Origin of the sequence: Streptomyces sp. NPDC056361 (genome assembly GCF_042262805.1) — a bacterium.
GTDB lineage: Bacteria > Actinomycetota > Actinomycetes > Streptomycetales > Streptomycetaceae > Streptomyces.
This window is the reverse complement of the sequence record NZ_JBHJQI010000011.1, coordinates 13,808-40,392: the sequence shown is the minus strand read 5'-3', so window position 1 is coordinate 40,392 and position 26,585 is coordinate 13,808. Positions and strand designations below refer to the sequence as shown.

The window sequence follows — 26,585 nt, the reverse complement described above, 5'->3', positions numbered from 1 at the left end:
CAACGATGGCTGACATGGACGCGTAATCTCCCCGGCGTGGCGAGGAAGTTCCTCACCAACACCCCCCACGAGGAGTCACCGTGCGTGCTCTTGTCCGTATATCCCCGCGTATGTCGCGCCGGATGCTCGGCACCGCCGTCATGGCCGGAACCCTGGCCCTGGCCCCGCTGTCCGCCCCCGTGGCCACCGGTGCCGCCACCACCCTGGCCGGCGCGTCCGCCGAGGAGTGCGCGGACGGCACCACCGCCCTCTCCGGCGCCCGCAAGGCGCGCGGCGCCGACACCCACGCCGCCGAGCCCAACGAGGTCTCGGCCGCCAAGGCCAAGGCCATGGACGACGACCTGAAGAAGAAGCTGGCCGCGGCCGCCTCCCAGGGGCGCCTCAGCGCCTCCGCCGGGGCCGCCGCCGTGGTCAACATCCCCGTCTACTTCCACGTCATCCACAGCGGCACGACGGGCAAGCTCTCCGCCACCGCCATCAACAACCAGATGAACGTCCTGAACGCGGCCTACGCGGGCCAGGGCACCGGCAACGTGAACACCAACTTCCAGTTCACCCTGGCCGGTACCGACTACACGGACAACGCCACCTGGTACAACCTGTCCTCCGGCTCCACCGCCGAGAAGCAGATGAAGCAGACCCTCCGCAAGGGCGGCGCCGGCGCGCTGAACTTCTACACCGCCAACCTCGGCGGCGGCCTCCTCGGCTGGGCGACCTTCCCGTCCTCGTACGCCTCGAACCCGTCCATGGACGGCGTCGTCGTCCTCGACGCCTCGCTCCCGGGCGGCACCGCGGCCAACTACAACGAGGGCGACACCGCGACCCACGAGGTCGGCCACTGGATGGGCCTCTACCACACCTTCCAGGGCGGCTGCACCGGCTCCGGCGACTCGGTGGCCGACACCCCGGCCGAGAAGACCCCGGCGTACGAGTGCCCGACCGGCCGTGACTCCTGCACCAGCAAGGCCGGTGTGGACCCGATCCACAACTTCATGGACTACACGTACGACGCCTGCATGTACCAGTTCACTTCCGGCCAGGTGGCCCGGATGAACCAGTTCTGGACCTCGTACCGCGCGAGCTGACGCACCGTCCGGACACAGGTGTGGCCCCCGGGGACTCCCCGGGGGCCACACCCCTTTCCGCGCGTACGCCCTACAGGCTCTCCAGGAAGGCCAGCGCCACCGACCAGGTCCGCCCGGCCGCCTCCTCGTCCCAGTCGGGCAGCTCCGGGTCCGTGTACACGTGCCCCGCGCCCCGGTAGCGGTAGATCTCCACGTCCGCCCCGGCCTTGCGCATCTGCAGGTACCACGAGGACAGCCAGTCGTCCGTCTCGAACGGGTCGGGCTCGGCCACGTGCAGCTGCACCGGCAGCTCGTCCACCGACGCCGACTCCGCGAGGTCCGAGGTGCCGTGGAACAGCAGCAGCCCGCGCGCCTTCTCGTCCCCGAGCGCCAGCGTCTGGGCGATCGAGGCCCCGAGGGAGAGGCCCATGTAGACCAGGCCCCGCTCGGAGTAGGGGGCGGCGGCCAGGACCGCCCGCTTCAGCAGCTCGTCCTTGCCGATCTCGTCCCGGAGCGCCACACCCTCCTCGACGGTCCCCACCGTCCGGCCGTCGTAGAGGTCGGGCGTCCAGACCTGGTGGCCGGCGGCCCGCAGCCGCTCCGCGGCCGCCTCGACGGAGGGGGTCAGCCCGTAGGCCGAGTGGAAGAGCATGATGTCCATGCGCCCCATCCTGCCACCCGGCCCACGGGGCACCCCTCAGCGCATGCTGCGCACGTCCAGCTGCCGCAGCACCCGGTCCACCACCTCGGGATCGGCACCCGGCTCGCTGCGTGCCGAGAGGACCTCGTGCCGGGCGGCCGACATCAGCTCCCGCTGGATCCGCTGCACCGCCTTGAGCCGGTCCACGCGCGCCGCGTAGGCGGCCCGCCGCTCCTCGTCGACCATGTCCGGACTGATCCGGGCCCCGATGTCGTACGCCCCGCGCAGCAACCGCTCCTGGACCTCCTCCGGCAGCTCCTCGACCTCCTCGATCTCCTTCAGCCGGCGCCTGGCAGCCTTCGCCGCCCGGATCGCGAGGTCGCGTTCGAGGGCCCGCTCGGCGTCCGTGTCGGCCCGTACGCCGAGCCGCTTGACCAGCGAGGGCAGGGTCAGCCCCTGGAAGACGAGGGTGGCGATGATCACACAGAAGGCGATGAAGATGATCTCGTCACGGCCGGGGAAGGGCTCGCCGTCGTGGGTGCGCAGCGGGATGGCGAGGGCGAGCGCCACCGAAGCCACCCCGCGCATCCCCGCCCACCACATGACGACGGTCTCCCGCCAGCTCATCGGGATCTCCTCGTCGATGTCCCTGAGGGTGTGCAGCCTCTTCGCCAGCCAGGTGGCGGGCAGCAGCCAGAGGAGCCGGACCCCGACGACCACGCCGACCACGGCGGCGCCCCAGCCGAGCATCTCCGAGCCGCGGCCCTCGGCCACCCCGAAGACGTGGATCAGCTCCAGGCCGATGAGGCCGAACGCGATGCCGGTGACCAGCGTGTCGACGATCTGCCAGAAGGTCTGCCCGGCGAGCCGGCCCATGACGTCGTCGGCGTCGGCCGCGTGCTCGGCGAGGAAGAGCGCGGTCAGCAGCACGGCGAGCACACCGGAGCCGTGCAGCTCCTCGGCGAGGACGTAGCTCACGAAGGGGACGAGGAGGGTGAGGCCGGTCTGCAGCGTGACGTCGCCGAGGAGGCCGATCAGCTTGTTGCAGAGCCAGCCGAGGACGAGGCCGACGGCCACGGCGACCACGGCGGACAGCACGAACTCGGCGAGCGCATCGGGCCAGGAGAAGGAGCCGCTGACGACCGCGGCGATGGCCACGTGGTACAGCACGATCGCGGTGACGTCGTTGAAGAGCCCCTCGCCCTCCAGGATCGACACCAGCCGGCGGGGCAGCCCGAGCGAACCGGCCACGGCGGTCGCGGCGACCGGGTCGGGCGGGGCGACGAGGGCGCCGAGCGCGATGGCGGCGGCCAGCGGCAGACCGGGCACGAGCGCGTGCGCGACCGCGCCGACGGCCGCCGTGGTGACGAAGACGAGGGCGACCGCGAGCAGGAAGATCGGTCGCCTGTTGGCCGCGAACTGCCGCCAGGAGGTCCGCTGCACGGAGGCGTAGAGGAGCGGCGGCAGCACCAGCGGGAGGATGAACTCCGGCGGGACCTCGACGTTCGGCACGAACGGCAGGAGGGCCAGCGCGATCCCGACGAGCGTCATCAGGACCGGGGCGGGCAGACCGAGCCGGTCGCCGAGGGGCACGGTCAGCAGGGCGCCGAGCAGCAGCAAGAACAACAGGGCCAATTGATCCACGGGGCCCACCCTGCCACGTACGTCCGTTTTGGCATTGAACGCCCCCTGTGTGCCGCCCGAGCGGCACACAGGGCCGCCGGGTCGGGGCCTGTCCGACCCCGGTCCGCCGGAGAGGGCCAGGGGCCAGGCGTCGCGGGGCAGACGGGAAGGTGACGACAGGCCCTAGAGGGCCTTGCGCATGGCCCGGTGCGGCATGCCCGCGTCCGGGAACTCGGGGCCGTACGCCTCGTAGCCGAGCCGCTCGTAGAAGCCCAGCGCGTGGGTCTGCGCGTGCAGGTCGACGGCGGTCAGACCCCGCTCGCGGGCCACGTCCTCGACGGCCCGCACGAGCGCCGCGCCGACCCCGAGACCGCGGGCCGCCTTCGCGACCGCGAGCCGGCCGAGGGAGCCCACCGAGGCGTCCCCGCCCGTCTTGCCGACGGCGTCCGCCCCGTGCAGCAGGCGCCCGGTGCCCAGCGGCAGTCCGTCCGCGCGCACGGCCAGGACGTGCAGCGCGGTCGCGTCGTACGTGTCGTACTCCAGCTCCTGCGGTACGCCCTGCTCCTCGACGAACACCTCGCGGCGGACCGCGAAGCACGCCTCGCGGTCGCCCTGCTCCGTCGCCTCGCGGACCGCGTACGCGGCCGTCACTGGCTCTCCGCCGCGATCCGGTCCAGCGCCCGCTGCAGGTCCTCGGGGTACGTGCTGGCGAACTCGACCCACGAGCCGTCCCCCGGGTGCTCGAAGCCGAGCCGGACCGCGTGCAGCCACTGCCGGGTCAGGCCGAGGCGCTTGGCCAGCGTCGGGTCGGCGCCGTAGGTGAGGTCGCCGACGCAGGGGTGGCGGTGGGCGGACATGTGCACCCGGATCTGGTGGGTGCGGCCCGTCTCCAGCTTGATGTCGAGCAGCGACGCCGAGCGGTACGCCTCGATGAGGTCGTAGTGCGTGACGGAGGGCTTGCCCTCGGCGGTGACCGCCCACTTGTAGTCGTGGTTCGGGTGCCGGCCGATCGGGGCGTCGATGGTGCCGCTCATCGGGTCGGGGTGGCCCTGGACCAGCGCGTTGTAGCGCTTGTCGACCGTGCGCTCCTTGAACTGGCGCTTGAGCGAGGTGTACGCGTACTCGGACTTCGCGACCACCATCAGGCCGGAGGTGCCGACGTCCAGGCGGTGCACGATGCCCTGGCGCTCGGCGGCGCCGGAGGTGGAGATGCGGTACCCGGCGGCGGCGAGACCGCCGATGACGGTGGTGCCGGTCCAGCCGGGGCTGGGGTGCGCGGCGACGCCGACCGGCTTCATGATCACGACGATGTCGTCGTCGTCGTGGACGATCTCCATGCCCTCGACGGGCTCCGCGACGATCTGCACGGGCGCGGCCGCGCCGGGCATCTCGACTTCGAGCCACGCGCCGCCGCTGACCCGCTCGGACTTGCCGACGACGGAGCCGTCGACCTGGACCTTCCCTGCGGCGGCCAGCTCGGCCGCCTTCGTACGGGAGAACCCGAACATACGGGCGATGGCGGCGTCGACGCGCTCGCCCTCCAGGCCATCGGGAACGGGCAGCGTGCGGATCTCGGGACTCGTACTCACCCGTCGAGTATGCCTTGTGCGGAAGACACTCTGTCTTCCGCACGGGGTCGGACCCCTGGCCGCTCAGTCCTTGTGGATCGTCCCGTCGGGGTCGAGGCCCCGGAACGACAGCAGGACGATGAGGATGCCGCCGCAGACGATCGCCGAGTCGGCGAGGTTGAAGACGGCGAAGTGCGCCGGGGCGATGAAGTCGACGACCGCGCCCTCGAAGACGCCCGGCGAGCGGAAGATCCGGTCCGTGAGGTTGCCGAGCGCGCCGCCGAGCAGCAGGCCGAGCGCGATCGCCCACGGCAGGCTGTAGAGCTTCCTGGCCAGCCGGATAATCACGACGATCACGGCGACCGCGATGCAGGTGAAGATGATCGTGAAGGCCTCGCCCATGCCGAACGCGGCACCCGGGTTCCGGATGGCGTCGAGCCGCAGCAGGTCCCCGATCAGGTCGATCGGCTCGTGGCCCTCCAGCTTGGCGACCACCAGCATCTTGCTGCCGAGGTCCAGGAGGTAGGCCAGCACGGCCACCACGAACAGCGCGACGATCCGGCGCCTGCCCCGCGGCCGCTCCTCGGGAGCGGCCGTCCCGTCGGAGGCCGCCGTCCCCTCGGAGGCGACCGTCCCGTCGGAGGCGGCCGTCTCGTCGGCCCCTGCTGAATCCGGCGTACCGATGATGCGCTCCGCCTCTGCCACGTGAGTGAGTCCCTCGACCTCGATGCCTGACCGTGCACCGAGGGTACGGCACAGGCGTACGAGACCGTCAGCCGAGATCGTCAGCCGCGCCGCTCCTGCCGCTGCTTGTCCTCGACGCAGAGCGTGGCCCGCGGGAAGGCCTGCATCCTCGCCTTGCCGATGGGCTTGCCGCACACCTCGCAGAGGCCGTACGTGCCCGCGTCGAGCCGCTCCAGGGCGTGCTCGGTCTGCTCCAGCATCTCCCGCGCGTTGGCCGCCAGGGCGAGCTCGTGCTCCCGGGTGATGTTCTTGGTGCCCGTGTCGGCCTGGTCGTCCCCGGCGCCGTCGCCCGAGTCCCGCATGAGGCCGGTGAGCTCCTCCTGGGAGTGGACGAGCTCGCTGCGGAGCCGCAGCACCTCGGCCTGGAGCGAGCTGCGGGCCTCGTCGACCTCCTCCGGCGTCCACGGGTCCTCGCCGGGACGCACCGCGAGTTCCCCGGTGCGGGCCGGGGGCACCGCGGCCTCGCTGCCGGCGGTCGTGACGCCGCCCGCGGTCTTCTTCGCTGCCACCGTCCTGGCTCCTGTCTGCTTCTTCGCGGCGGGCGCCTTCCTGGCCGCCGCCTTCTTCGCCACGGCCTTCCCGGCGGGCGTCTTCCCTGCGGGGGCCCCGCCGTCCGGGGCCGTGGTCTCGCGGGCGGGGGCCGCCCCGTCCGTCCCGTCGACGGCCGTCTTCCCGGTGGCCGCCTTCCTCGTGACCGCCTTCTTCGTGACGGCCTTCCCGGCAGCCGTCTTCGTCGCGACCGTCGACTTCTTGCCGGTCACGTCCTTGGCGACCTCGGCCGAACCGTCGGAACCGGCGGTCGAGGTCCTCTTCGCGGCGGTCTTCTTCGCCACCATGTCGCGGCCCCTTCACATTTTGTGATCTTGCTCGCGAATCGTGCTGGGACGATAAATCGGCCCAAGGCCCGCGGCAACGGGGCACGCCGCCGTTCCCACCCGCCCCCGCTCCCCGCGGGGCGGGCCTGCCTCCGTTGTGCCCAGCTCCCCGCCGGGTTATCCGTCCCGCCCTCCCCCACATGGCCGCACGCCAACTCCGGCCCGCCCCGTATGGCCATTCGGGTCACGCGAAAACCGGTCTGCCGCCCCGCTCCCGGCCCCGTACACTGGCCACAGCGAAAGGCTTGGATGGGGACGAGTAGCGTCGCAAGCAGCCATGAGCGACCCGGGGACGGTGAGAGCCCGGGGGCGAGCCCGATGTGAAGCATCACCCCGGAGCCGTCGGAAGAAAGCCGCAGCACAGCGCGGTGACTAGACCCGGCGTCGCGACCCCAATGAGGGGGCTCAGGGCGTGCGCGCCCGGGGCCAAGGAGGGTGGTACCGCGGGAGCCGGGCTCTCGTCCCTCCGACGGAACGACGACTTTCCGCCGGAGGAACTCGATGACACCGCCGCAGTACCGCCAGGTGCCCGCCCAGGTCGACCTGCCCGCCCTCGAACACGACGTGCTCGACTTCTGGCAGGACAACAAGGTCTTCGCCAAGACCCTGGAGCAGTCCGAGGGACGCCCCGAATGGGTGTTCTACGAGGGCCCGCCGACCGCCAACGGCATGCCCGGCGCCCACCACATCGAGGCCCGCGTCTTCAAGGACGTCTTCCCCCGCTTCCGCACCATGCGCGGCTACCACGTGGCCCGCAAGGCCGGCTGGGACTGCCACGGTCTGCCGGTCGAGCTCGCCGTCGAGAAGGAGCTCGGCTTCTCCGGCAAGAAGGACATCGAGGAATACGGCATCGCGGAGTTCAACGCGAAGTGCCGCGAGTCGGTGACCCGCCACACCGACGCGTTCGCCGACCTCACCACCCGCATGGGCTACTGGGTCGACCTGGACGACGCGTACCGGACCATGGACCCCTCGTACATCGAGTCGGTCTGGTGGTCGCTGAAGCAGATCTTCGACAAGGACCTCCTCGTCCAGGACCACCGGGTCGCCCCCTGGTGCCCGCGCTGCGGCACCGGCCTCTCCGACCACGAGCTGGCCCAGGGCTACGAGACGGTCGTCGACCCCTCCGTCTACGTCCGCTTCCCGCTGACCTCCGGCCCCCTGGCCGGCAAGGCGGCGCTCCTCGTCTGGACGACGACCCCCTGGACCCTGGTGTCCAACACGGCCGTCGCCGCCCACCCCGAGGTCACCTACGTCGTCGCCACCGACGGCGACGAGCGGGTCGTCGTCGCCCAGCCGCTGGTCGAGAAGGCCCTCGGCGAGGGCTGGGTCACCACCGGCGAGTCCTTCACGGGCGCCGAGATGGAGCGCTGGACCTACCAGCGCCCCTTCGAGCTGGTCGACTTCCCCGCCGAGGCGCACTACGTCGTCAACGCCGAGTACGTCACCACCGAGGACGGCACCGGTCTCGTCCACCAGTCCCCCGCCTTCGGTGAGGACGACCTCAAGGTCTGCAAGGCGTACGGCCTGCCGGTCGTGAACCCGGTCCGCCCCGACGGCACCTTCGAGGAGGACGTCCCGCTGGTCGGCGGCGTCTTCTTCAAGAAGGCCGACGAGGCCCTCACCGCCGACCTGGACGCGCGCGGCCTGCTCTTCCGCCACATCGCGTACGAGCACAGCTACCCGCACTGCTGGCGCTGCCACACGGCCCTGCTCTACTACGCGCAGCCGTCCTGGTACATCCGCACGACCGCGGTCAAGGACCGCATGCTCGCGGAGAACGAGAAGACCAACTGGTTCCCGGACTCGGTCAAGCACGGCCGCTTCGGCGACTGGCTGACCAACAACGTCGACTGGGCGCTCTCCCGGAACCGCTACTGGGGCACCCCGCTGCCGATCTGGCGCTGCGAGGAGGGCCACCTCACCTGCGTCGGCTCGCGCGCCGAGCTGACCGAGCTGACCGGCACCGACCAGTCCGAGCTCGACCCGCACCGCCCGTACATCGACGCGGTGACCTTCACCTGCCCGGCCGACGGCTGCGCGCTGGAGGCCACCCGCGTGCCGGAGGTCATCGACGCCTGGTACGACTCGGGCTCCATGCCGTTCGCGCAGTACGGGTACCCGTACCGGAACAAGGAGCTGTTCGAGAGCCGCTACCCGGCGCAGTTCATCTCCGAGGCCATCGACCAGACCCGCGGCTGGTTCTACACGCTGATGGCCGTCGGCACCCTGGTCTTCGACAAGTCGTCGTACGAGAACGTGGTCTGCCTCGGCCACATCCTCGCCGAGGACGGCCGCAAGATGTCCAAGCACCTGGGCAACATCCTCCAGCCGATCCCGCTCATGGACCAGCACGGCGCCGACGCGGTCCGCTGGTTCATGGCGGCCGGCGGCTCGCCCTGGGCGGCCCGCCGCGTGGGCCACGGCACCATCCAGGAAGTCGTCCGCAAGACCCTCCTGACGTACTGGAACACCGTCGCCTTCCAGGCGCTGTACGCCCGTACCTCCGGCTGGGCGCCGTCCGCCGCGGACCCGGCCCCCGCCGACCGCTCCGTCCTCGACAAGTGGCTCCTCTCCGAGCTCCACACCCTGGTCGTCGAGGCCACCGAGGCGATGGAGTCGTACGACACCCAGCGGACCGGCAAGCTCCTCTCCGCCTTCGTCGACGACCTCTCCAACTGGTACGTGCGCCGCTCCCGCCGCCGCTTCTGGCAGGGCGACGCGGCCGCGCTCCGCACCCTCCACGACGTGATCGAGACGGTCACCCGCCTCATGGCCCCGCTGACCCCCTTCATCACGGAGCGGGTCTGGCAGGACCTGGTGGTCCCGGTGACGGCCGACGCGCCCGAGTCCGTCCACCTCGCCACCTGGCCCGAGGCCGACACCGGCCTGATCGACCCGACCCTGTCCGAGCAGATGCTGCTGGTCCGCCGGCTGGTCGAGCTCGGCCGGGCGACGCGCGCCGAGTCGGGCGTCAAGACCCGCCAGCCGCTCTCCCGCGCGCTGGTGGCGGCGACGGGCTTCGCGGCCCTCCCGCCGGCGCTCCAGGCCCAGATCACGGAGGAGCTGAACGTCTCCTCCCTCGCCTCCCTCTCCGAGGTCGGCGGCTCCCTCGTCGACACCACCGCCAAGGCGAACTTCCGCGCCCTCGGCAAGCGCTTCGGCAAGGGCGTCCAGGACGTGGCCAAGGCCGTGGCGGCCGCGGACGCGGCGGCGCTGTCCCTGGCCCTCCGCTCCGGCGAGGCGACCCTCTCGGTGAACGGCGAGGACATCACCGTCACCCCCGAGGAGATCATCATCACGGAGACCCCCCGCGAGGGCTGGTCGGTCGCCTCCGACGCCGGCGCGACGGTCGCCCTCGACCTGGAGATCACCCCGGAGCTGCGTCAGGCGGGCCTCGCCCGTGACGCGATCCGCCTCATCCAGGAGGCCCGCAAGAACAGCGGCCTCGACGTCGCCGACCGCATCGCCCTCCGGTGGACCTCCACCTCCCCCGAGACGGTCGAGGCGCTCACCACCCACGCGGCGCTCATCGCGGACGAGGTCCTCGCCACGGACCACGCCCAGGGCGAGGCCGACGACTCCTACGGAGCCCCCTTCGAGGACGACTCCCTCGCCCTCGTCTTCCGCCTCCGCAAGTCCTGACCCCCTGACCGAAGGGCCCGGCCTCTCCTGAGGCCGGGCCCTTCGGCGTACGCGGGCCCCTTTCCGCGTGCGCGGGCCCCCTTCGGCGGGCGCGGGGCGCCGGCGTGACCGCGGGTCCGTCCCGGGGAACGGCGAAGGGCCGGCCCCCGGGAGAAACCCGGGAACCGGCCCTTGCAGCCTGCCGACGGCTACGCGCTCGTCGCGCGACCTCGCGCCGTCAGTTGTCGTCCTCGTCGATGAGGAAGCCGCGCATCGGCGCCGGCGCCTGCTGCATCGGCTGCGGTGCCTGCGGACGGACCGGAGCCATCGGCTGGGTCATCGCCGGAGACATCTGCTGCTGACCGCCGTAGGAGGGGGCGCCGCCCATGGACGGAGCACCACCCATCCCGCCGTTGCCGCCGTAGGACGGGGCGCTCGCGCCCGCCGAGGCCATGGACGGGGCCGGCGGCAGGGAGGCCGTCGCCGGGGTGCGCGGCGGGGCCAGCGAGTCGTCGGCCTGGGTCTCCAGCTGACGCAGCTGCGACTCCAGGTACGACTTCAGGCGCGTGCGGTACTCGCGCTCGAAGCCGCGCAGGTCCTCGACCTTGCGCTCCAGCGTGGCGCGCGCGGACTCCAGGGAGCCCATGGCCACGCGGTGCTTCTCCTGGGCGTCCCGCTCAAGAGCGTCCGCCTTGGCGCGGGCGTCCCGCTCCAGGCCCTCGGCGCGGGAGCGCGCCTCGCCGACGATCTTGTTGGCCTCGGAGCGGGCCTCGGCGATCGCCTGGTCGGCGGTCTGCTGGGCCAGCGAGAGGACACGCGCGGCGCTGTCGCCACCGGGGCCCTGCTGCGGCTGCTGCTGCATCTGCGGCTGCATCTGCTGCTGCGGGTGACCCATCGGGCCGCCCTGCATCGGGCCGGGGCCCATGGGACCGCCCTGCATGGGACCGCCCTGCATGGGACCGCCCTGCATCGGGCCGCCCTGCATGGGACCGCCCTGCATCGGGCCGCCCTGCATGGGGCCGGGGGGAAGCGCCGGGGCACCGGAGGGCAGCTGCGGCGGGCCCATCTGGGGCGGCTGCTGCTGGACCGGCGGACCGGATATGGCCGCGGGCACGGGCGCGCCGGGACGATCCTGCGGCTCCGGCGGCTTGCGCATGCCCTGCTGCTGCTGGTTCTGCGCGGCGGCGCGCGTCGCGGCGGCCAGCTTGGCGCGCAGGTCCTCGTTCTCGCGGAGCAGGCGGGTCAGTTCGGCTTCGACCTCATCGAGGAAGGCATCGACCTCGTCCTCGTCATAGCCTTCTCGAAGGCGGACGGTCGTGAACTGCTTGTTCCGCACGTCCTCGGGGGTCAGCGGCATCTCTTCTTCACCTCTACGTAGTCGTCGGCAGTCGGCAAGACCGTATCGTCCACACTCACCTCGCGAAGCTGCTCACGATGGAGATCAGGATGTAGACGATGATCATCAGAACGAAGAAGGACAGGTCGAGTGCCACGCCCCCGAGACGCAGCGGCGGGATGAGTCGCCGCAGAAGCTTGAGCGGTGGATCGGTGACAGTGTAGGTGGCCTCGAGAACGACCACCATCGCCTTACCGGGTTGCCATGAACGGGCGAACTGGAAGACGTAGTCCATGACCAGCCGGACGATCAGGAGGACGAGGAAGCACATCAGCACGATGTAGACCACCTGTAGTGCGACGCCCATCCCGCGTTTCCCTCTCCCCTGGCTTGCGTGCTCTCGCTCGGCCGGCCGCTTCGCGACCGGTCCGTCCGGTTCTGTTGTTCTCAGCTCTGGTTGAAGAATCCGCCCTCTGCGATCCGGGCCTTGTCCTCCGCCGTGACATCGACGTTAGCAGGCGACAACAGGAACACCTTCTGCGTCACGCGCTCAATGCTGCCATGGAGCCCGAAGACGAGTCCGGCGGCAAAGTCGACAAGTCGCTTCGCGTCCGTGTCGTCCATCTCCGTGAGGTTCATGATCACGGGGGTACCCTCGCGGAAGTGTTCCCCGATGGTACGGGCCTCGTTGTACGTCCGAGGGTGCAGCGTGGTGATGCGGTAGGGCTCCCGCTCGGACACGACCTTGGGCATGATCACCGGTGCGTTCTTCTCCAGGCTCGGACGTTCGGGTGTGATGGATGCCACGGGGGCAATTCGGGCCGGACGTCCGCTTTCGGCGAGTACCGGGACGGAATGGGCGACCGGTTCCCGCTGCGCGGGGGGTGCCACGACACGCACCGGTTCCTCGCGCTCCACCTGACGCGGGGGGGTGTGACGCCGGTCGCGCTCGGGCTCCGGCTCCAGCTCGGGTTCGAAGTCGTCGTCGGGGTCGAAACCCCGGCCGTCGTACCCATCGTCCTCCACGAGGCCGAGGTAGACCGCCATCTTGCGCATCGCGCCGGCCATTCTCTGAGTCCTCCGCTCTGTGGTGGATCGGCCTCGTCACCAAGTGCCGGCGATCCACGGGACACCCCGCCGTTCTGCGGAATGACCATATTTTCTGCTGTGGTCCGACTTGCTTCGCGACGTTACCCGAGCTTCGGGCGGACGCCGAGTACCGCCGTACCGACGCGTACGTGTGTCGCCCCGGCCGCGACGGCCTCCTCGAGGTCCGCGCTCATCCCTGCTGACACCATGTTCGCAGCCGGACGGGCCGCGCGCAGGGCAGTCGACAAATCCATGAGGCGGTCGAAGGCGGCGCGTTGCCGTCCCGCGTACGGGCCGGCGAGCGGGGCCACGGTCATCAGTCCGCCGAGCCGCAGCCCGGGCGCGGCGTCCACCGCGGCCGCCAACTCCTCGATCCCGTCGGGCGAGACACCGCCGCGGTCGCCCCGCTCGCCGGACTCGGCGTCGAGCGCGACCTGGAGCAGGCAGCCGAGCTCGCGCCCCTCCTTCTCCGCGGCCGCGGAGAGGGCGGAAACGAGCTTCAAGCGGTCGACGGACTGCACCACATCGGCATAACCCACCACGGATCTGACCTTGTTGGTCTGCAACTGGCCCACGAAGTGCCAGGTCAGGTCAAGGTCGACGCACGCGGCGGCCTTGGGGGCGGCGTCCTGGTCCCGGTTCTCGGCGACGTTCCGCACGCCGAGCCCGTGGAGGATTCTCACGTCGCTCGCGGGATAGGTCTTGGTGACCACGACGAGGGTCACCTCCTCCCGCGCGCGCCCGGCGGCGGCGCAGGCGGCGGCGATGCGCGCCTCCACCCGGGCCAGGTTCTCGGCGAGTTCCGACGTGCGGTCCGTCATCAGTTCTTTCCTGCCGGGGATCCGGGGGTCGCCCCCGGGGTGGATACAGCGTCCAACCAGACATATCCCGCGAGTCGCCCCGTGGTGCGGTCGCGGCGGTACGAGTAGTGGTCACCGGATTCCCGGGTGCAGACCGCGCTGGCCTGCCGGTCGGTGACGCCGAGCCGTTCGAGCTGGGCGTGGACCCCGGCGACGACGTCGACGGCCGGGGTTCCCCAGCTCGTCTCGGCCCAGGCCGCGGGTTCGGCCTCCGCGACCTCGGCCCGCATGGCCTCCGGGACCTCGTAGCAGCGCCCGCAGACGGCGGGGCCGGTGCGGGCGACGATACGGGCGGGGTCGGCGCCCAGATCGATCATGGCCGCGACCGCGGCCGGGACGACTCCCGCCACCATCCCGGGACGCCCGGCGTGGGCGGCGGCCGCGACTCCCGCGACCGGGTCGGCGAGGAGGACGGGCACGCAGTCCGCGGTGAGGACGGCGAGCCCGAGTCCCGGACGGGAGGTGACGAGCGCGTCGACCGCCGGGACGTCGGCGGTGCCCCACGGCCCGTCGACCCGGGCGACGTCCGCGCCGTGCACCTGGTTCATCCAGACCACCCGCGCCGGGTCGAGCCCGAGGGCGCCGGCGGCGAGCGCCCGGTTGGTCCGTACCGCTTCGGGGTCGTCCCCCACCGCTCCGCCGAGGTTGAGCTCCTCGTACGGAACGGCGCTCACCCCGCCCCACCGGTCGGTGAAGGCGAAGTGCGCGCCGTTCGCGTCGAAGCGTTGTCCTATCACTTCAGGAAGTCCGGGACGTCCAGCTCCTCGGCCTGGCTGTCCGCGTAGGGACGGGCCGGCGGGACGACCGGCTGGGCGGGCGTCAGCGGGACCTCGTTGACGACCGGGGTGGGCTCGACCGGGGCGGCGACGGGCTCCTCGCGGGGGGCCACGGTGCCGAGGCCGCCGAGCGGACGGGAGGTCTCGACGTGGCGGGGGGCCGGGGCCGGCTCCTCGCGCTTGGCCGAGACCGCGCCGATGATGTTGTCCCGGCGGGCCGGCGGCTGGCCGCCGTCGAAGCCGGCCGCGATGACGGTGACGCGGACCTCGTCGCCCAGGGCGTCGTCGATGACGGCGCCGAAGATGATGTTGGCCTCGGGGTGGGCCGCCTCGCTGACCAGCTGCGCGGCCTCGTTGATCTCGAAGAGACCGAGGTCGCTGCCGCCGGAGATGGAGAGCAGCACGCCGCGGGCGCCGTCGATGGAGGCCTCCAGGAGCGGCGAGGAGATCGCCATCTCCGCGGCGGCCACCGCGCGGTCGTCGCCACGGGCGGAGCCGATGCCCATGAGGGCGGAACCGGCCTCGGACATGACCGACTTGACGTCGGCGAAGTCGAGGTTGATGAGACCCGGGGTGGTGATGAGGTCGGTGATGCCCTGGACACCGCTCAGCAGCACCTGGTCGGCCGACTTGAACGCGTCGAGCACGGAGACCTGGCGGTCCGAGATCGAGAGCAGTCGGTCGTTCGGGATGACGATGAGGGTGTCGACCTCTTCGCGGAGCTCGGCGATGCCGTCCTCCGCCTGGTTGGCGCGACGGCGACCCTCGAAGGTGAACGGCCGGGTGACCACACCGATCGTCAGGGCGCCGAGCGAGCGCGCGATGTTGGCGACGACGGGTGCGCCGCCGGTGCCGGTGCCGCCGCCTTCGCCGGCGGTGACGAAGACCATGTCGGCTCCCTTGAGGACCTCCTCGATCTCCTCACGGTGGTCCTCTGCCGCCTTGCGACCGACGGCCGGGTTGGCCCCGGCCCCCAGGCCGCGGGTGAGTTCACGGCCGACGTCGAGCTTGACGTCGGCGTCGCTCATCAACAGCGCTTGCGCGTCGGTGTTGATCGCGATGAACTCGACGCCCTTGAGACCGACCTCGATCATTCGGTTGATGGCATTGACACCACCGCCGCCGACACCGATGACCTTGATGACTGCGAGGTAGTTCTGCGGTGCTGCCACGTCGAAGGCCTCTCGCCTCGAGTTACGTGTCGTCGCCGCGCGTTGGTCGCGCCGCTCCGACGGATGCCGATTGGGACGGTCCGAAACGCCGACCCGAACCCTAACGTTGAAGTTTAGGGTTACCAGTGTCTCTGTTCGCTGGACTCTTCCGAACAGGACACTAAGTCGACAAGTGGCGCACGTTCAACGAACACGCCGAACCTCCCGTTTTTCTTTTCACCCTATGTGATCACCCGTAGCGCTGGCCAACCAGGGTGCTGGCCAGCGGTGATGACCGTCAACTTCCGGATGAGGCGGGCGCCGTGGGGGCACTTACGTCGAAGTGCCCCGCTTTGGGCGCCGCCTTCATCAGAGCGGTCAGCACCCGGGCCTTCGCCGGGCCGTGCTCCGCGCTGCCCCAGAAGACCGTGCGCCCCTTGGTCAGCTCCAGAGTGACGGAGTCGTACGAAGTGACGCGCACGACACGAGCGTCCCGGGCGATTTCCGCCGGGAGTTCACCCCGGACGCGGACCGCCTCGCGGAGCAGCCGGTCCGCGCCGAAGCGGCGCAGGCTCGGGGAGGCCGCGCTGTCCAGGACGAGCTTGGGGACGCCGCGCGGGGCGGTGTCGACGGTGGCGAACCGCACGCCGGTTCCGTCCACTTCGGTGAACTTTCCGCCCTTTTCGACGAGCAGGACGGGCTGCCGTTCCGTCACTTTCAGCCCGATTCCGTGCGGCCAGGACCGGACGACGTCGATCGACTCGATCCGGGGGAAGGCGGCCCGGAGTCGGGCCTCGATCGCCTCGGTGTCGACGGTGACGAGCGGGGCTCCGAGGGGGACGGCGGCGGCGGCCTCGACCTCGCTCGCGGTCAGGACCCGGGTGCCGGAAGTCTTCACACGTTCCACACGGAACCACGTGGACCCGTAGAGCGCCCAGACCCCGCCGGCGACGAGCGCGACCACGCCGAACGCGACGAGCAGCAACCGGGGGGCGGGCACCCGGAACCGAGGGTTCCGGGTACCCGTGCCGGACGACCGCTCCGACGACCCCTTCGACTTGCTGGCGCCGCTCTTCTCCGCGGTCGTCGGTCCGGCTGCCACCTGGCGCTCCTGCCTCTCGCCGCCGCGCTACGCCTGTCGGCGGGCGGCGATCGCCTCGTACACCATGCCGACGAGCAGGTCGTCGGCGTCCCGACGGCCGAACTCGGCAGCGGAACGGGACATCTCGTACAACCGGTGCGGATCGGCCAGTACGGGCAGGACGTTGCCCTGCACCCACTGCGGCGTCAGCTCCGCGTCGTCGACGAGGAGTCCACCGCCCGCCTTGACCACCGGCTGGGCGTTGAGCCGCTGTTCGCCGTTGCCGATGGGCAGCGGGACGTACGCGGCGGGCAGCCCGACGGCGGAGAGCTCGGCGACGGTCATCGCGCCCGCGCGGCAGAGCATCATGTCGGCCGCGGCGTACGCGAGATCCATCCGGTCCACGTACGGTACCGGCACGTACGGCGGCATACCGGGCATGTTGTCGACGCGCGGCATTTCGTTCTTCGGGCCGACCGCGTGCAGGATCTGGATGCCGGAGCGCTGGAGCACCGGGGCGATCTGCTGGATGACCTCGTTGAGCCGCCGCGCGCCCTGCGAACCGCCGGAGACAAGGAGTGTCGGCAGGTTCGGATCCAGCCCGAAGGCCGCGCGCGCCTCCGGACGCACCCGCGCCCGGTCGAGGGTCGCGATGGTGTACCGCAGCGGGATGCCGATGTAGCGGGCGTTGCGGAGCTTGCTGTCCGGGGTGGCGACGGCGACCCCCGCCGCGTACCGCGAACCGATCTTGTTGGCCAGGCCGGGCCGGGCGTTGGCCTCGTGGACCACGATCGGCACCCCGAGCCGCTTGGCCGCGAGATAGCCGGGCAGCGCCACGTAGCCGCCGAAGCCGACCACGCAGTCCGCCTTGGTGCGCTCCAGGACCTGCTCGGCGGCCTTGATCGTGCCGCGCAGCCGCCCGGGGACGGTGATCAGCTCGGGGGTGGGCTTGCGGGGCAGCGGTACGGCGGGAATGAGCGCCAACTCGTAGCCCCGCTCGGGCACGAGCCGGGTCTCCAGACCCTTCTCCGTGCCGAGCGCCGTGATCCCCACGCTGGGGTCCTGCCTGCGCAGGGCGTCCGCGAGGGCGAGCGCGGGCTCGATGTGGCCGGCGGTCCCCCCGCCGGCGAGTACGACATGCACCGAAATTCACCGCTCTCCGGACGGGCGCTTCTTGACGCGCCGTCGCATCGACTTCCATCTCACCCCGGCCCGCTTGCCCCAACCGGGACGGCGCATGGCCAGGGCCGCTTTCGCGGCGGGTTCCTGTCGCGCGAAGGCGATCAGGAGCCCGACGGCGAACATGGTCGGCAGCAGGGCCGACCCTCCGTAGGAGAACAGCGGGAGGGGGACACCGGCGATCGGCAGCAGACCGAGCACCGCACCGATGTTGATCACGGCCTGCGCCGTGATCCAGGTGGTCACGCCTCCCGCGGCGAACCTCACGAAGGGGTCCTCCGTGCCTCCGGCCACGCGGATACCCGCATAGCCTAGAGCCGCGAACAGGGCGAGTACCGACAGCGTCCCCGCGAGGCCCAGTTCCTCACCGGTGACCGCGAAGATGAAGTCGGTGTGCGCCTCGGGCAGTTGGCCCCATTTCTCCACGCTCGCACCGAGCCCGGATCCGAACCATCCGCCCGAGGCCAGAGCATAGATTCCGTGCGCGGCCTGGAGACAGGGGGCTCCCTCGCCACCGGGGTCGGTCGCTCCGATGCAGTCGAAGCGCTTCATCCGGTTCGAGCTCGTCTTGATCAGCAGCACGCCGATCACGCCGGCCACCGTGAGCACCCCGACGAACAGGCGGGTCGGCGCTCCGGCCGTCCACAGCAGGCCGAAGAGGATCGCGGCGAGGATGATCGAGGTGCCCATGTCGCCGCCGAGCATGATCAGCCCGAGCAGCATGAAGGCGCCGGGGACCAGCGGGACCAGCATGTGCTTCCACTGGGTCAGCAGCCGCATGTCGTGCTTGCGGGCGAGCAGGTCGGCGCCCCACAGGATCAGCCCCAGTTTGCCGAACTCGCTGGGCTGGAGCTGGAAGGGGCCGCCGAGGGAGATCCAGTTCTGGTTGCCGTTGACCGCGTGCCCTATCCCGGGGATCTGCACGAGCACCATCAGGAAGACCGCGCCGACCAGGATCGGGTAGGCGAGTGCCCGGTGCAGCTTCACCGGCATCCGCGAGGCGGCCAGGAGCAGTCCGGTGCCCAGGAGCGCGGCGAAGAACTGCTTCCGGAAGAAGTAGGAGGGCACCAGCTCGTAGCGGAGCGCCGTGATCATCGAGGCGGAGTAGACCATCACGAGGCCGAGCGTGGTGATCAGCATCCCGGCACCGATGATCACGTAGTAGGCCGTCAGCGGCCGGTCCCAGGCCTTCTGCGCCCGCCGGTAGAGCCGCCCCACGCCTCCGCGGCGGGGTCGCCGCGGGGTCGCGGGGGCCCGCCCTCCGCCGCGTACGGCGGAAGGCCGGCGTGTCCCGGCGATCTTGCTCGGCATGGTCGCTGCCCCCTCCAGTCGTGCCCGGTCCGGCCGGACCCTCCCGCTGGTCAGGTCAGGCGTCCCCGGTGGCGGCGAGGGCGCGGACGGCGTCCGCGAAGGCCTCGCCCCGCTTGTTGTAGTTGGTGAACATGTCCATCGAGGCGCAGGCCGGGGCGAGGAGGACCGTGTCTCCCGGGCGGGCGAGCCGGGCCGCCTCGCGGACCGCCTCGGACATCGCCTCAGTGTCGGTCCGGTCGAGGTCCACCACCGGGACCTCCGGGGCGTGTCGCGCCAGGGCTTCGCGGATCAGCGCGCGGTCGGCGCCGATCAGGACGGCACCGCGCAAGCGCTTCGCCGAGTTCCGGACGAGCTCGTCGAAGGTGGCGCCCTTGGCGAGGCCGCCGGCGATCCAGACGATCGGGTCGTAGGCCGCCAACGAGGCTTCCGCGGCGTGGGTGTTGGTGGCCTTGGAGTCGTCGACGTACGTGACTCCCTGGACCTCCTCGACCAGTTCGATGCGGTGCGGGTCGGGGCGGAAGGCCTTGAGCCCGTCCCGTACGGCCTTGGCCTCGACGCCGAAGGCGCGGGCGAGGGCGGCGGCGGCGAGCGCGTTGGCGATGTTGTGCGGGGCCGGCGGCTGGACGTCGGCGACCTCGGCGAGTTCCTGGGCGTTCTTCTGCCGGTTCTCGACGAAGGCGCGGTCCACGAGGATGCCCTCGACGACGCCCAGTTGGGAGGGGCCCGGGGTGCCGAGGGTGAAGCCGATGGCGCGGCAGCCCTCCTCGACGTCCGCCTCGCGGACCAGGTCTTCGGTGACCTGGTCGGCGACGTTGTACACGCAGGCGACCTGGTTGCCCTCGTAGATCCGGCCCTTGTCGGCGGCGTACGCCTCCATCGAGCCGTGCCAGTCGAGGTGGTCGGGCGCCAGGTTGAGCACGGCGGCCGAGTGGACGCGGACCGAGGGCGCCCAGTGGAGCTGGTAGCTGGAGAGCTCCACGGCGAGGACGTCGTACGTCTCCTCGCCGAGGACGGCGTCGAGGAGCGAGACGCCGATGTTGCCGACGGCGGCGGTCCGCAGACCGGCCGCCTCCAGGATCGAGGCGAGCATCCGGACCGTCGTGGTCTTGCCGTTGGTGCCGGTGACCGCGAGCCAGGGAGCCGCGTCGGGCCCCCGCAGCCGCCACGCCAGCTCGACGTCGCCCCAGATCTCCACGCCCGCCTCGGCGGCGGCCGCGAAGAGCGGCTTGTCGGGCCGCCAGCCGGGGGTGGTGACGATCAGCTCGGTGCCGGACGGCAGGGTGGCCCCGTCGCCGAGGCGGACGGTGATGCCCTCCGCCTCCAGCTCGGCGGCCTGGGCCCGGGAGCGCTCGTCGTCGCCGTCGTTGACGACGGTGACGAGCGCGCCGAGGCCGTGCAGGACGCGGGCGGCCGGGATGCCGGAGATCCCGAGTCCCGCAACGGTGACCTTCTTGCCGTTCCAGTCGAGCTGTTCTGTCACTTGTCCGCTGCCCATCCCGCGTAGAAGAGGCCCAGGCCCACGATCACGCACATGCCCTGGATGATCCAGAACCGGACGACGACCAGGACTTCGGACCACCCCTTGAGTTCGAAGTGGTGCTGGAGTGGCGCCATCCGGAAGACGCGCTTGCCGGTCATCTTGAACGAGCCGACCTGGATGACCACGGACATCGTGATCAGTACGAACAGGCCGCCGAGCAGGGCCAGCAGCAGCTCCGTACGGGAGCAGATGGCGAGACCGGCGAGGGCGCCGCCGAGGGCGAGCGAGCCGGTGTCACCCATGAAGATCTTGGCGGGCGAGGTGTTCCACCACAGGAAGCCGAAGCAGGAGCCCATGAGGGCGGAGGCGACGACGGCGAGGTCGAGCGGGTCGCGCACCTCGAAGCAGGCGTTGGGGTTGGTCAGGGTCATGGCGTTCGCACAGGACTCCTGGAACTGCCAGAGCCCGATGAAGGTGTACGCGCCGAAGACCATCACCGAGGCGCCGGTGGCGAGGCCGTCCAGACCGTCCGTGAGGTTCACGCCGTTGGACATGGCCAGGATCATGAAGAGGGCCCAGACCACGAACAGCACCGGTCCGATGGCCCAGCCGAAGTCCGTGATGAAGGACAGCTTCGTGGAGGCCGGGGTGTTGCCGCGCAGGTCCGCGAACTGCAGCGCGAGCACCGCGAAGGCGATGCCGACGATCAGCTGGCCGGCCATCTTCGCCTTGGCCCGCAGGCCGAGCGAACGCTGCTTGACGATCTTGATGTAGTCGTCGAGGAAGCCCACCAGGCCCATGCCGGCCATCAGGAACAGCACCAGGACGCCCGAGTACGTCGGGTCCTCGCCGGTGATGACCTTGGCCAGGGCGTACGCGATGAGCGTGGCCAGGATGAAGGAGATGCCGCCCATGGTGGGCGTGCCCTTCTTCCCGGCGTGGCCGCGCGGGCCGTCGTCCCGGATGAACTGCCCGTACCCCTTGCGGGCAAGGAGCTTGATCAGCAGCGGCGTACCGATCAGGGTCAGGAAGAGCCCGATGGCCCCCGCGAAGAGGATCTGCCTCATCGGCCGGTGACCTCGCCCTCGGTGTCGAGCAGTGCCAGGGCGACCTGTTCGAGACCGACCGACCTGGAAGCCTTCACAAGGACGACGTCCCCCGGGCGCAGCTCACTGCGCAACAGGTCGACCGCCGCCTGCGCGTCGGACACGTGCACCGACTCCTCACCCCACGAACCCTCGTTATATGCGCCCAGCTGCAGCCAGGACGCTTCCCTGTCCCCGACCGCGACGAGCTTGCTGACGTTGAGCCGGACGGCGAGCCGTCCGACCGCGTCGTGCTCGACGAGCGATGCGTCACCGAGCTCGGCCATCTTGCCGAGCACCGCCCACGTGCGAGCCCCTCGGGCCTGTGCGGCCCTGCCCATGGCCGCGAGCGCGCGCAGGGCGGCTCGCATGGACTCGGGGTTCGCGTTGTAGGCGTCGTTGACGACCGTCACGCCGTCCGGACGCTCGGTGACCTCCATGCGCCAGCGCGACAGGGTTCCCGCTTCGGAGAGCGCGGTGGCGATCTCTTCGACGGGCATGCCCAGCTCGTGCGCGACGGCGGCCGCTGCGAGCGCGTTCGACACGTGGTGCTCACCGTACAGGCGCAAGGTCACGTCGCTGCACCCGGTGGGTGTGTGAAGACGGAAAGAAGGCTGTCCGGACTCTGTGAGGTGGACGTTCTCGGCCCGTACGGCCGCTTCGTCCGCTTCGCCGAAGAAGGTCACGCGGGCCTTGGTGCGGCTCGCCATCGCGCGGACGAGGGGGTCGTCGGCGTTGAGGACGGCGACACCGCCCTCCTCGGCGGACGGCAGGGCCTCGACGAGCTCGCCCTTGGCCTCGGCGATCTGCTCCCGGCCGCCGAACTCGCCGATGTGGGCGGTGCCGACGTTCAGGACCAGGCCGATGCGGGGCGGGGTGAGACCGGTGAGGTACCGGATGTGCCCGACGCCGCGGGCGCCCATCTCCAGGACCAGGTGCCGGGTCTCGTCGCTCGCGCGGAGCGCCGTGAGCGGCAGGCCGATCTCGTTGTTGAGCGAGCCGGGCGTCCAGACGGTGGGCGCGTGGCGGTCGAGGACCTGGGCGATCAGGTCCTTGGTGGACGTCTTGCCGGCCGAGCCGGTGAGGGCGACGACATCGGTGCCGAGGCGTTCCACGACCGTGCGGGCGAGGGCCCCCAGCGCGGCCTGGACGTCGTCGACGACGATGGCGGGGACGCCGACGGGCCGGGCGGCGAGCACGGCCGCCGCACCCGCCTCGACGGCGCGCTCGGCGTAGTCGTGGCCGTCGACGTGCTCGCCGGCGAACGCCACGAAGAGGCTGCCGGCCCGCACTTCACGGGAGTCGATGACGACGGGACCGGTGATCCGGGCGTCCGGATCCGGTATGTCGTGCGCCTGCCCGCCGACGATTGCGGCGACCTCGGCGAGGGAGAGGGCGATCACTGCTTCATCCCTGACTGTTCTGGTGGCTGGCTTCGTCGCCGTCGTCCGCCGGGGCGGCCTTGGCGTTCTGTTCGAGGATCGCCGCCCGAAGGACCTCGCGGTCGTCGAAGGGGCGGACCACCCCGGCGGTCTCCTGGCCCTGCTCGTGGCCCTTGCCGGCGACCAGGACGGTGTCGCCCGGCCGTGCGCGGGCGACGGCCGCGGCGATGGCGGCGGCGCGGTCGGCGAGGACGAGCACCTCGCCGCGTTCCTCCGCGGGGACCTCCACGGCGCCCGCGAGCATGGCGGCGAGGATCCGGAGCGGGTCCTCGGAGCGGGGGTTGTCGGAGGTCAGGACGGCGGTGTCGGCGAGCCGGGCGGCCGCGGCACCCATCGGGCCGCGCTTGGTGGTGTCCCGGTCGCCGCCGCAGCCGATGACCACGTGCAGCGTGCCCTCGGTGACCTCGCGCAGCGAGCGCAGGACGGACTCGACGGCGTCCGTCTTGTGCGCGTAGTCGACGACGGCGAGGTACGGCTGGCCGGCGTCGACGCGCTCCAGGCGGCCCGGTACGCCGGGGACGGCGGCGATGCCGTCGGCGGCGGCCTTCGGGTCGAGGCCCGCGGCGGCGAGGGTGACGATCGCGGCGAGGGTGTTCGCGACGTTGAACGGGCCGGGCAGCGGGGCGGTGGCGGGGATCCGCTCGCCGTCCGGGCCGACGGCGGTGAACGTCGAGTCGTGGGAACCGAGGACCAGGTCCTCGGCGCGCCAGTCGGCGTCGGCGAGGCCGTCGGCGGAGAAGGTGACGACCGGGACGGTGGCCTCCTTGGCCAGCCTGCGGCCGTACTCGTCGTCGAGGTTGACCACGCCGAGGCGGCTTCGCTCGGGCGTGAAGAGCCCGGCCTTCGCCCGGAAGTAGTCCTCCATGTCGGAGTGGAACTCCATGTGCTCCGGGCTGAGGTTGTTGAAGACGGCGACGTCGAAGACGCAGCCGTCGACCCGGCCGAGCACGAGGGCGTGGCTGGAGACCTCCATGGCGACGGCCTCGACGCCCCGCTCGCGCATGACGGCGAAGAGCGCCTGGAGGTCGGTGGCCTCGGGGGTGGTCCGCTCCGACTTGATGCGCTCGTCGCCGATGCGCATCTCGACGGTGCCGACGAGGCCGGTCTTCCGGCCGGAGCCCCGCAGGCCGCCCTCGACGAGGTAGGCGGTGGTGGTCTTGCCGGAGGTGCCGGTGATGCCGATCTGGAGGAGGGCGGCGCCGGGCCGCCCGTAGATCTCGGCGGCGAGTTCGCCCATCCGGCCGCGCGGGTCCTCGACGACCAGGACCGGGAGGCCGGTCGCGGCGGCGCGTTCGGCACCGGCCGGGTCGGTGAGGATCGCGGCGGCGCCGAGTCCGGCGGCCTGGGCGACGAAGTCGGCGCCGTGCGCCCGGGCGCCGGGCAGGGCCGCGTACACGTCGCCGGGGCGCACCGCCCGCGAGTCGTGGGTGATGCCCGAGATCTCGGCGGCCCCGAGGGCGTCGACCCCCAGGTGTGCGGCCAGGTCGCCCAGGGGTGTCGGGCGGGCCTGCTCCGGACGGGGCGGGGCGGTTCGGTACTGATCAGCGTGTGGCACGGCGGTGAGCGTACCGGGCGCACCCTGTACGGGGCCAAAAGAGCCCGGGGCGTCGCCGGAGTTCGATTTCCGGTTCCCGGAATGGGGGGTGATCGTTGTCACTGGTGCTCCCGGAGTGTCACGGGGTGGGGACGAAGTCGACCGGCAGTCGGGCGGGGTCGCTGCCCGTGGGGGCGACGTGGAGGGTCTTGAGGGCGAACTCCATGACCTTCTTGTAGATGGGTCCGCAGATCTGGCCGCCGAAGTAGTTCCCCTTGGTCGGGTTCTGGATGGCGCAGTAGACGGTGACCTGCGGGTCGTCGGCCGGGGCGAAGCCGGCGAAGGAGGCGGTGTACCCCTTGTAGCGGCCGAGTTCGGGGTCGACGCGGTTGGCGGTGCCGGTCTTGCCCGCGACCCGGTAGCCGGGGATCGCGGCCTTGGTGCCGGTGCCCTCCCGGTCGTCGACGACGGACTCCAGCATCTTGGCGAGGGTGTCGGCGGTCTTCTCGCTGACGACCCGGGTCTCCTTGGGCGCGGGGGCCGGGGTGAAGCGCCCGTCGGGGCCCTTGGTGCCGCGGATGAGGCTCGGCTCGACGCGTACGCCCTTGTTGGCGACGGTCGAGTACACGGAGGCGGCCTGCATGGCGTTCACGGAGAGGCCCTGGCCGAAGGGGATCGTGTACTGCTGCGAGGTGGACCAGTCCTCGGGCTTGGCGAGGATGCCGGCGGTCTCGCCCGGGTAGTCGAGGCCGGTGGGGCCGCCGATGCCGAACTTGCGCAGGTACGAGTGGAGGACCCGGTTGGACTCGGGCTGGGTGGCGCCGAGCCGGCCGGTGGCGAGGATGGTGCCGATGTTGCTGGACTTGGCGAGGACGCCGTTGAGGGTCAGGTACCAGGTCTTGTGGTCGACGTCGTCCTTGAAGAGCCGGTCGCCGCGGTGGAGCCGGTTGGGGACGATGACGTGGGTGTCGGGGGCCGCCTTGCCCTCCTCCAGGACGGCGGCCATGGACATGACCTTGCTGGTGGAGCCGGGCTCGTAGGCGTCCTGGAGGGCGGCGTTGCCCATGGAGGCCGCGTTGGCGGCGGAGAGGTCGTTGGGGTCGAAGCCGGGGGCGTTGGCCATCGCGAGGACCTCGCCGGTCCTGGTGTTCTGCACGATGACGTAGCCGCGGTCGGCCTTTGACTTCTTCACCTGGTCGGTGATGGCCTTCTGGGCGGCCCACTGGATGTCCCGGTCGATGGTGAGCTCGATGTCGGAGCCGGGGACGGCGGGGGTGCCCTGGGAGCCGGCGGTCGGCACCTGGCGGCCGCCGGACTGGGTGAAGCGGATCGTGCCGTCCTTGCCGGCCAGCTCGGGGTCGAGCATCGACTCGACGCCGCCGGCGCCGCGGCCCTCGGCGTTGACGTAGCCCAGTATCCCGGCGGCGAGCTCGCCGTTCGGGTACACGCGCTTGGTGCTGGGCTCGCTGAGGACGCCGCCGAGGAGGTTGACGCCGTTGCCGCCGGCGGAGCGCTGCGCCTTCTGCCCGTAGACCTTCTTGAGGTCCTTGATCTGGTTCCAGACCTGCGGGGTCTGCTTGCGGGCGAGCAGGGTGTAGCGGGACTTGGGGGTGCGGAGCTTCTTGACGAGCTCGGCGGGCTCCTTGTTCAGGAGGGGCGCCAGGAGGGCGGCGGCCTGCTCGGGGGCGTCGGCGACCTTGGACTCCTCGGGGGTGAAGAGCTTGGGGTCCGCGGTGATGTCGTACGCGTCGACGCTGGCGGCGAGCGCGATGCCGTTGCGGTCGGTGATCTCGCCCCGCTCGGCGGAGAGCGTGTACTCCTGGAAGCGGTACTTGTCGGCCTTGGCCGCGTACGCGCTGGCGTCGACCGCCTGGACCTGGAGCAGCCGCACCACGAAGGCGATCATGACGAGGGTCAGGCCGAGGGAGACCAGGCGCAGCCGGGGCTTCGGGCTGCCGAGCCGGATGGTGCGGGGCTGCCGGGCCGGCGGCCGGGGCGCGGTCCGCTTCGCGGCCGGGCGCGGGGCGGGACGGGACGGGCGGGCTCCGGCGGAGGCGGGCCGGGGGCGGGCGGGCCGCGCAGGTCCGGGGACACGCCGGCGCGGGGGCTCCTTGGGGGGCACT

At 71.5% G+C, this 26,585-nt stretch carries 22 protein-coding genes; 2 read left to right on the top strand and 20 right to left on the bottom strand.

The window, feature by feature from the left end; translation table 11 throughout:
• Nucleotides 1-110: 110 nt before the first annotated feature.
• Nucleotides 111-1,085, top strand: coding sequence for a zinc metalloprotease (locus tag ACFCY7_RS05730; RefSeq protein ID WP_376481631.1), 975 nt, complete (start codon nt 111-113; stop codon nt 1,083-1,085).
• A gap of 70 nt (nt 1,086-1,155) precedes the next feature.
• Here the strand turns inward: ACFCY7_RS05730 and ACFCY7_RS05725 are convergent, their stop codons facing one another.
• The 6 genes from ACFCY7_RS05725 to ACFCY7_RS05700 all read right to left on the bottom strand — a co-directional run bounded on the left by ACFCY7_RS05725 (nt 1,156) and on the right by ACFCY7_RS05700 (nt 6,475).
• A complete protein-coding gene (locus ACFCY7_RS05725) occupies nt 1,156-1,725 on the bottom strand; it encodes a dienelactone hydrolase family protein (protein WP_376481629.1) in 570 nt (189 codons plus the stop codon).
• 36 nt (nt 1,726-1,761) lie between these two features.
• Nucleotides 1,762-3,348: a Na+/H+ antiporter gene (locus ACFCY7_RS05720; protein WP_376481627.1), complete on the bottom strand. Its 1,587-nt coding sequence runs from the start codon at nt 3,346-3,348 to the stop codon at nt 1,762-1,764.
• A 162-nt stretch (nt 3,349-3,510) separates the two neighbouring features.
• Nucleotides 3,511-3,978 carry a GNAT family N-acetyltransferase gene (locus ACFCY7_RS05715; protein ID WP_376481625.1) on the bottom strand — a complete coding sequence of 156 codons (468 nt, stop codon included), beginning with the start codon at nt 3,976-3,978 and terminating at the stop codon, nt 3,511-3,513.
• On the bottom strand, nt 3,975-4,916 hold the full coding sequence (locus ACFCY7_RS05710; protein WP_376481623.1) for an RluA family pseudouridine synthase: 942 nt from the start codon (nt 4,914-4,916) through the stop codon (nt 3,975-3,977). The genes ACFCY7_RS05715 and ACFCY7_RS05710 overlap by 4 nt, the downstream gene beginning before the upstream one ends.
• Before the next feature lie 63 nt (nt 4,917-4,979).
• On the bottom strand, nt 4,980-5,600 hold the full coding sequence (gene lspA, locus ACFCY7_RS05705; RefSeq protein ID WP_376481622.1) for a signal peptidase II: 621 nt from the start codon (nt 5,598-5,600) through the stop codon (nt 4,980-4,982).
• Between the two features lie 80 nt (nt 5,601-5,680).
• Nucleotides 5,681-6,475, bottom strand: a complete 795-nt coding sequence (locus ACFCY7_RS05700) for a TraR/DksA family transcriptional regulator (protein ID WP_376481621.1) — start codon at nt 6,473-6,475, stop codon at nt 5,681-5,683.
• A 540-nt stretch (nt 6,476-7,015) separates the two neighbouring features.
• Between ACFCY7_RS05700 and ileS the strand changes: the two genes are divergently transcribed.
• The gene (gene ileS, locus ACFCY7_RS05695) at nt 7,016-10,159 is read left to right on the top strand and encodes an isoleucine--tRNA ligase (protein ID WP_376481619.1); all 3,144 of its coding nucleotides are present in this window, start codon (nt 7,016-7,018) and stop codon (nt 10,157-10,159) included.
• A gap of 217 nt (nt 10,160-10,376) precedes the next feature.
• Here the strand turns inward: ileS and ACFCY7_RS05690 are convergent, their stop codons facing one another.
• From ACFCY7_RS05690 to ACFCY7_RS05625, 14 genes are all read right to left on the bottom strand, one after another.
• Nucleotides 10,377-11,495 carry a DivIVA domain-containing protein gene (locus ACFCY7_RS05690; RefSeq protein WP_376481617.1) on the bottom strand — a complete coding sequence of 373 codons (1,119 nt, stop codon included), beginning with the start codon at nt 11,493-11,495 and terminating at the stop codon, nt 10,377-10,379.
• A gap of 55 nt (nt 11,496-11,550) precedes the next feature.
• Nucleotides 11,551-11,841 carry a YggT family protein gene (locus tag ACFCY7_RS05685; RefSeq protein WP_017238790.1) on the bottom strand — a complete coding sequence of 97 codons (291 nt, stop codon included), beginning with the start codon at nt 11,839-11,841 and terminating at the stop codon, nt 11,551-11,553.
• 80 nt (nt 11,842-11,921) lie between these two features.
• Nucleotides 11,922-12,542 carry a cell division protein SepF gene (locus tag ACFCY7_RS05680; RefSeq protein WP_017238791.1) on the bottom strand — a complete coding sequence of 207 codons (621 nt, stop codon included), beginning with the start codon at nt 12,540-12,542 and terminating at the stop codon, nt 11,922-11,924.
• Between the two features lie 122 nt (nt 12,543-12,664).
• The gene (locus ACFCY7_RS05675; protein ID WP_376481613.1) at nt 12,665-13,384 is read right to left on the bottom strand and encodes a YggS family pyridoxal phosphate-dependent enzyme; all 720 of its coding nucleotides are present in this window, start codon (nt 13,382-13,384) and stop codon (nt 12,665-12,667) included.
• Complete coding sequence (gene pgeF / locus ACFCY7_RS05670; RefSeq protein ID WP_376481612.1) at nt 13,384-14,160, bottom strand: peptidoglycan editing factor PgeF; 777 nt, start codon at nt 14,158-14,160, stop codon at nt 13,384-13,386. The genes ACFCY7_RS05675 and pgeF overlap by 1 nt, the downstream gene beginning before the upstream one ends.
• Nucleotides 14,157-15,371: a cell division protein FtsZ gene (gene ftsZ / locus ACFCY7_RS05665; RefSeq protein WP_376481610.1), complete on the bottom strand. Its 1,215-nt coding sequence runs from the start codon at nt 15,369-15,371 to the stop codon at nt 14,157-14,159. Before ftsZ ends, pgeF begins: the two co-directional genes overlap by 4 nt.
• A gap of 277 nt (nt 15,372-15,648) precedes the next feature.
• Nucleotides 15,649-16,452, bottom strand: coding sequence for a cell division protein FtsQ/DivIB (locus tag ACFCY7_RS05660; protein WP_376481609.1), 804 nt, complete (start codon nt 16,450-16,452; stop codon nt 15,649-15,651).
• A 27-nt stretch (nt 16,453-16,479) separates the two neighbouring features.
• On the bottom strand, nt 16,480-17,574 hold the full coding sequence (murG, locus tag ACFCY7_RS05655; protein WP_376481608.1) for an undecaprenyldiphospho-muramoylpentapeptide beta-N-acetylglucosaminyltransferase: 1,095 nt from the start codon (nt 17,572-17,574) through the stop codon (nt 16,480-16,482).
• Nucleotides 17,575-17,580: 6 nt separating this feature from the next.
• Complete coding sequence (gene ftsW, locus ACFCY7_RS05650) at nt 17,581-18,921, bottom strand: putative lipid II flippase FtsW (protein ID WP_376481605.1); 1,341 nt, start codon at nt 18,919-18,921, stop codon at nt 17,581-17,583.
• A gap of 55 nt (nt 18,922-18,976) precedes the next feature.
• Nucleotides 18,977-20,416: a UDP-N-acetylmuramoyl-L-alanine--D-glutamate ligase gene (gene murD / locus ACFCY7_RS05645; RefSeq protein WP_376481603.1), complete on the bottom strand. Its 1,440-nt coding sequence runs from the start codon at nt 20,414-20,416 to the stop codon at nt 18,977-18,979.
• A complete protein-coding gene (mraY, locus tag ACFCY7_RS05640; protein ID WP_376481602.1) occupies nt 20,398-21,468 on the bottom strand; it encodes a phospho-N-acetylmuramoyl-pentapeptide-transferase in 1,071 nt (356 codons plus the stop codon). The genes murD and mraY overlap by 19 nt, the downstream gene beginning before the upstream one ends.
• Nucleotides 21,465-22,889, bottom strand: a complete 1,425-nt coding sequence (gene murF / locus ACFCY7_RS05635; protein WP_376481600.1) for a UDP-N-acetylmuramoyl-tripeptide--D-alanyl-D-alanine ligase — start codon at nt 22,887-22,889, stop codon at nt 21,465-21,467. Before murF ends, mraY begins: the two co-directional genes overlap by 4 nt.
• A 4-nt stretch (nt 22,890-22,893) precedes the next feature.
• Nucleotides 22,894-24,585 carry a UDP-N-acetylmuramoyl-L-alanyl-D-glutamate--2,6-diaminopimelate ligase gene (locus ACFCY7_RS05630; RefSeq protein WP_376481598.1) on the bottom strand — a complete coding sequence of 564 codons (1,692 nt, stop codon included), beginning with the start codon at nt 24,583-24,585 and terminating at the stop codon, nt 22,894-22,896.
• A 16-nt stretch (nt 24,586-24,601) separates the two neighbouring features.
• Nucleotides 24,602-26,584, bottom strand: coding sequence for a penicillin-binding transpeptidase domain-containing protein (locus tag ACFCY7_RS05625; RefSeq protein ID WP_376481596.1), 1,983 nt, complete (start codon nt 26,582-26,584; stop codon nt 24,602-24,604).
• Nucleotide 26,585 lies beyond the last annotated feature (1 nt).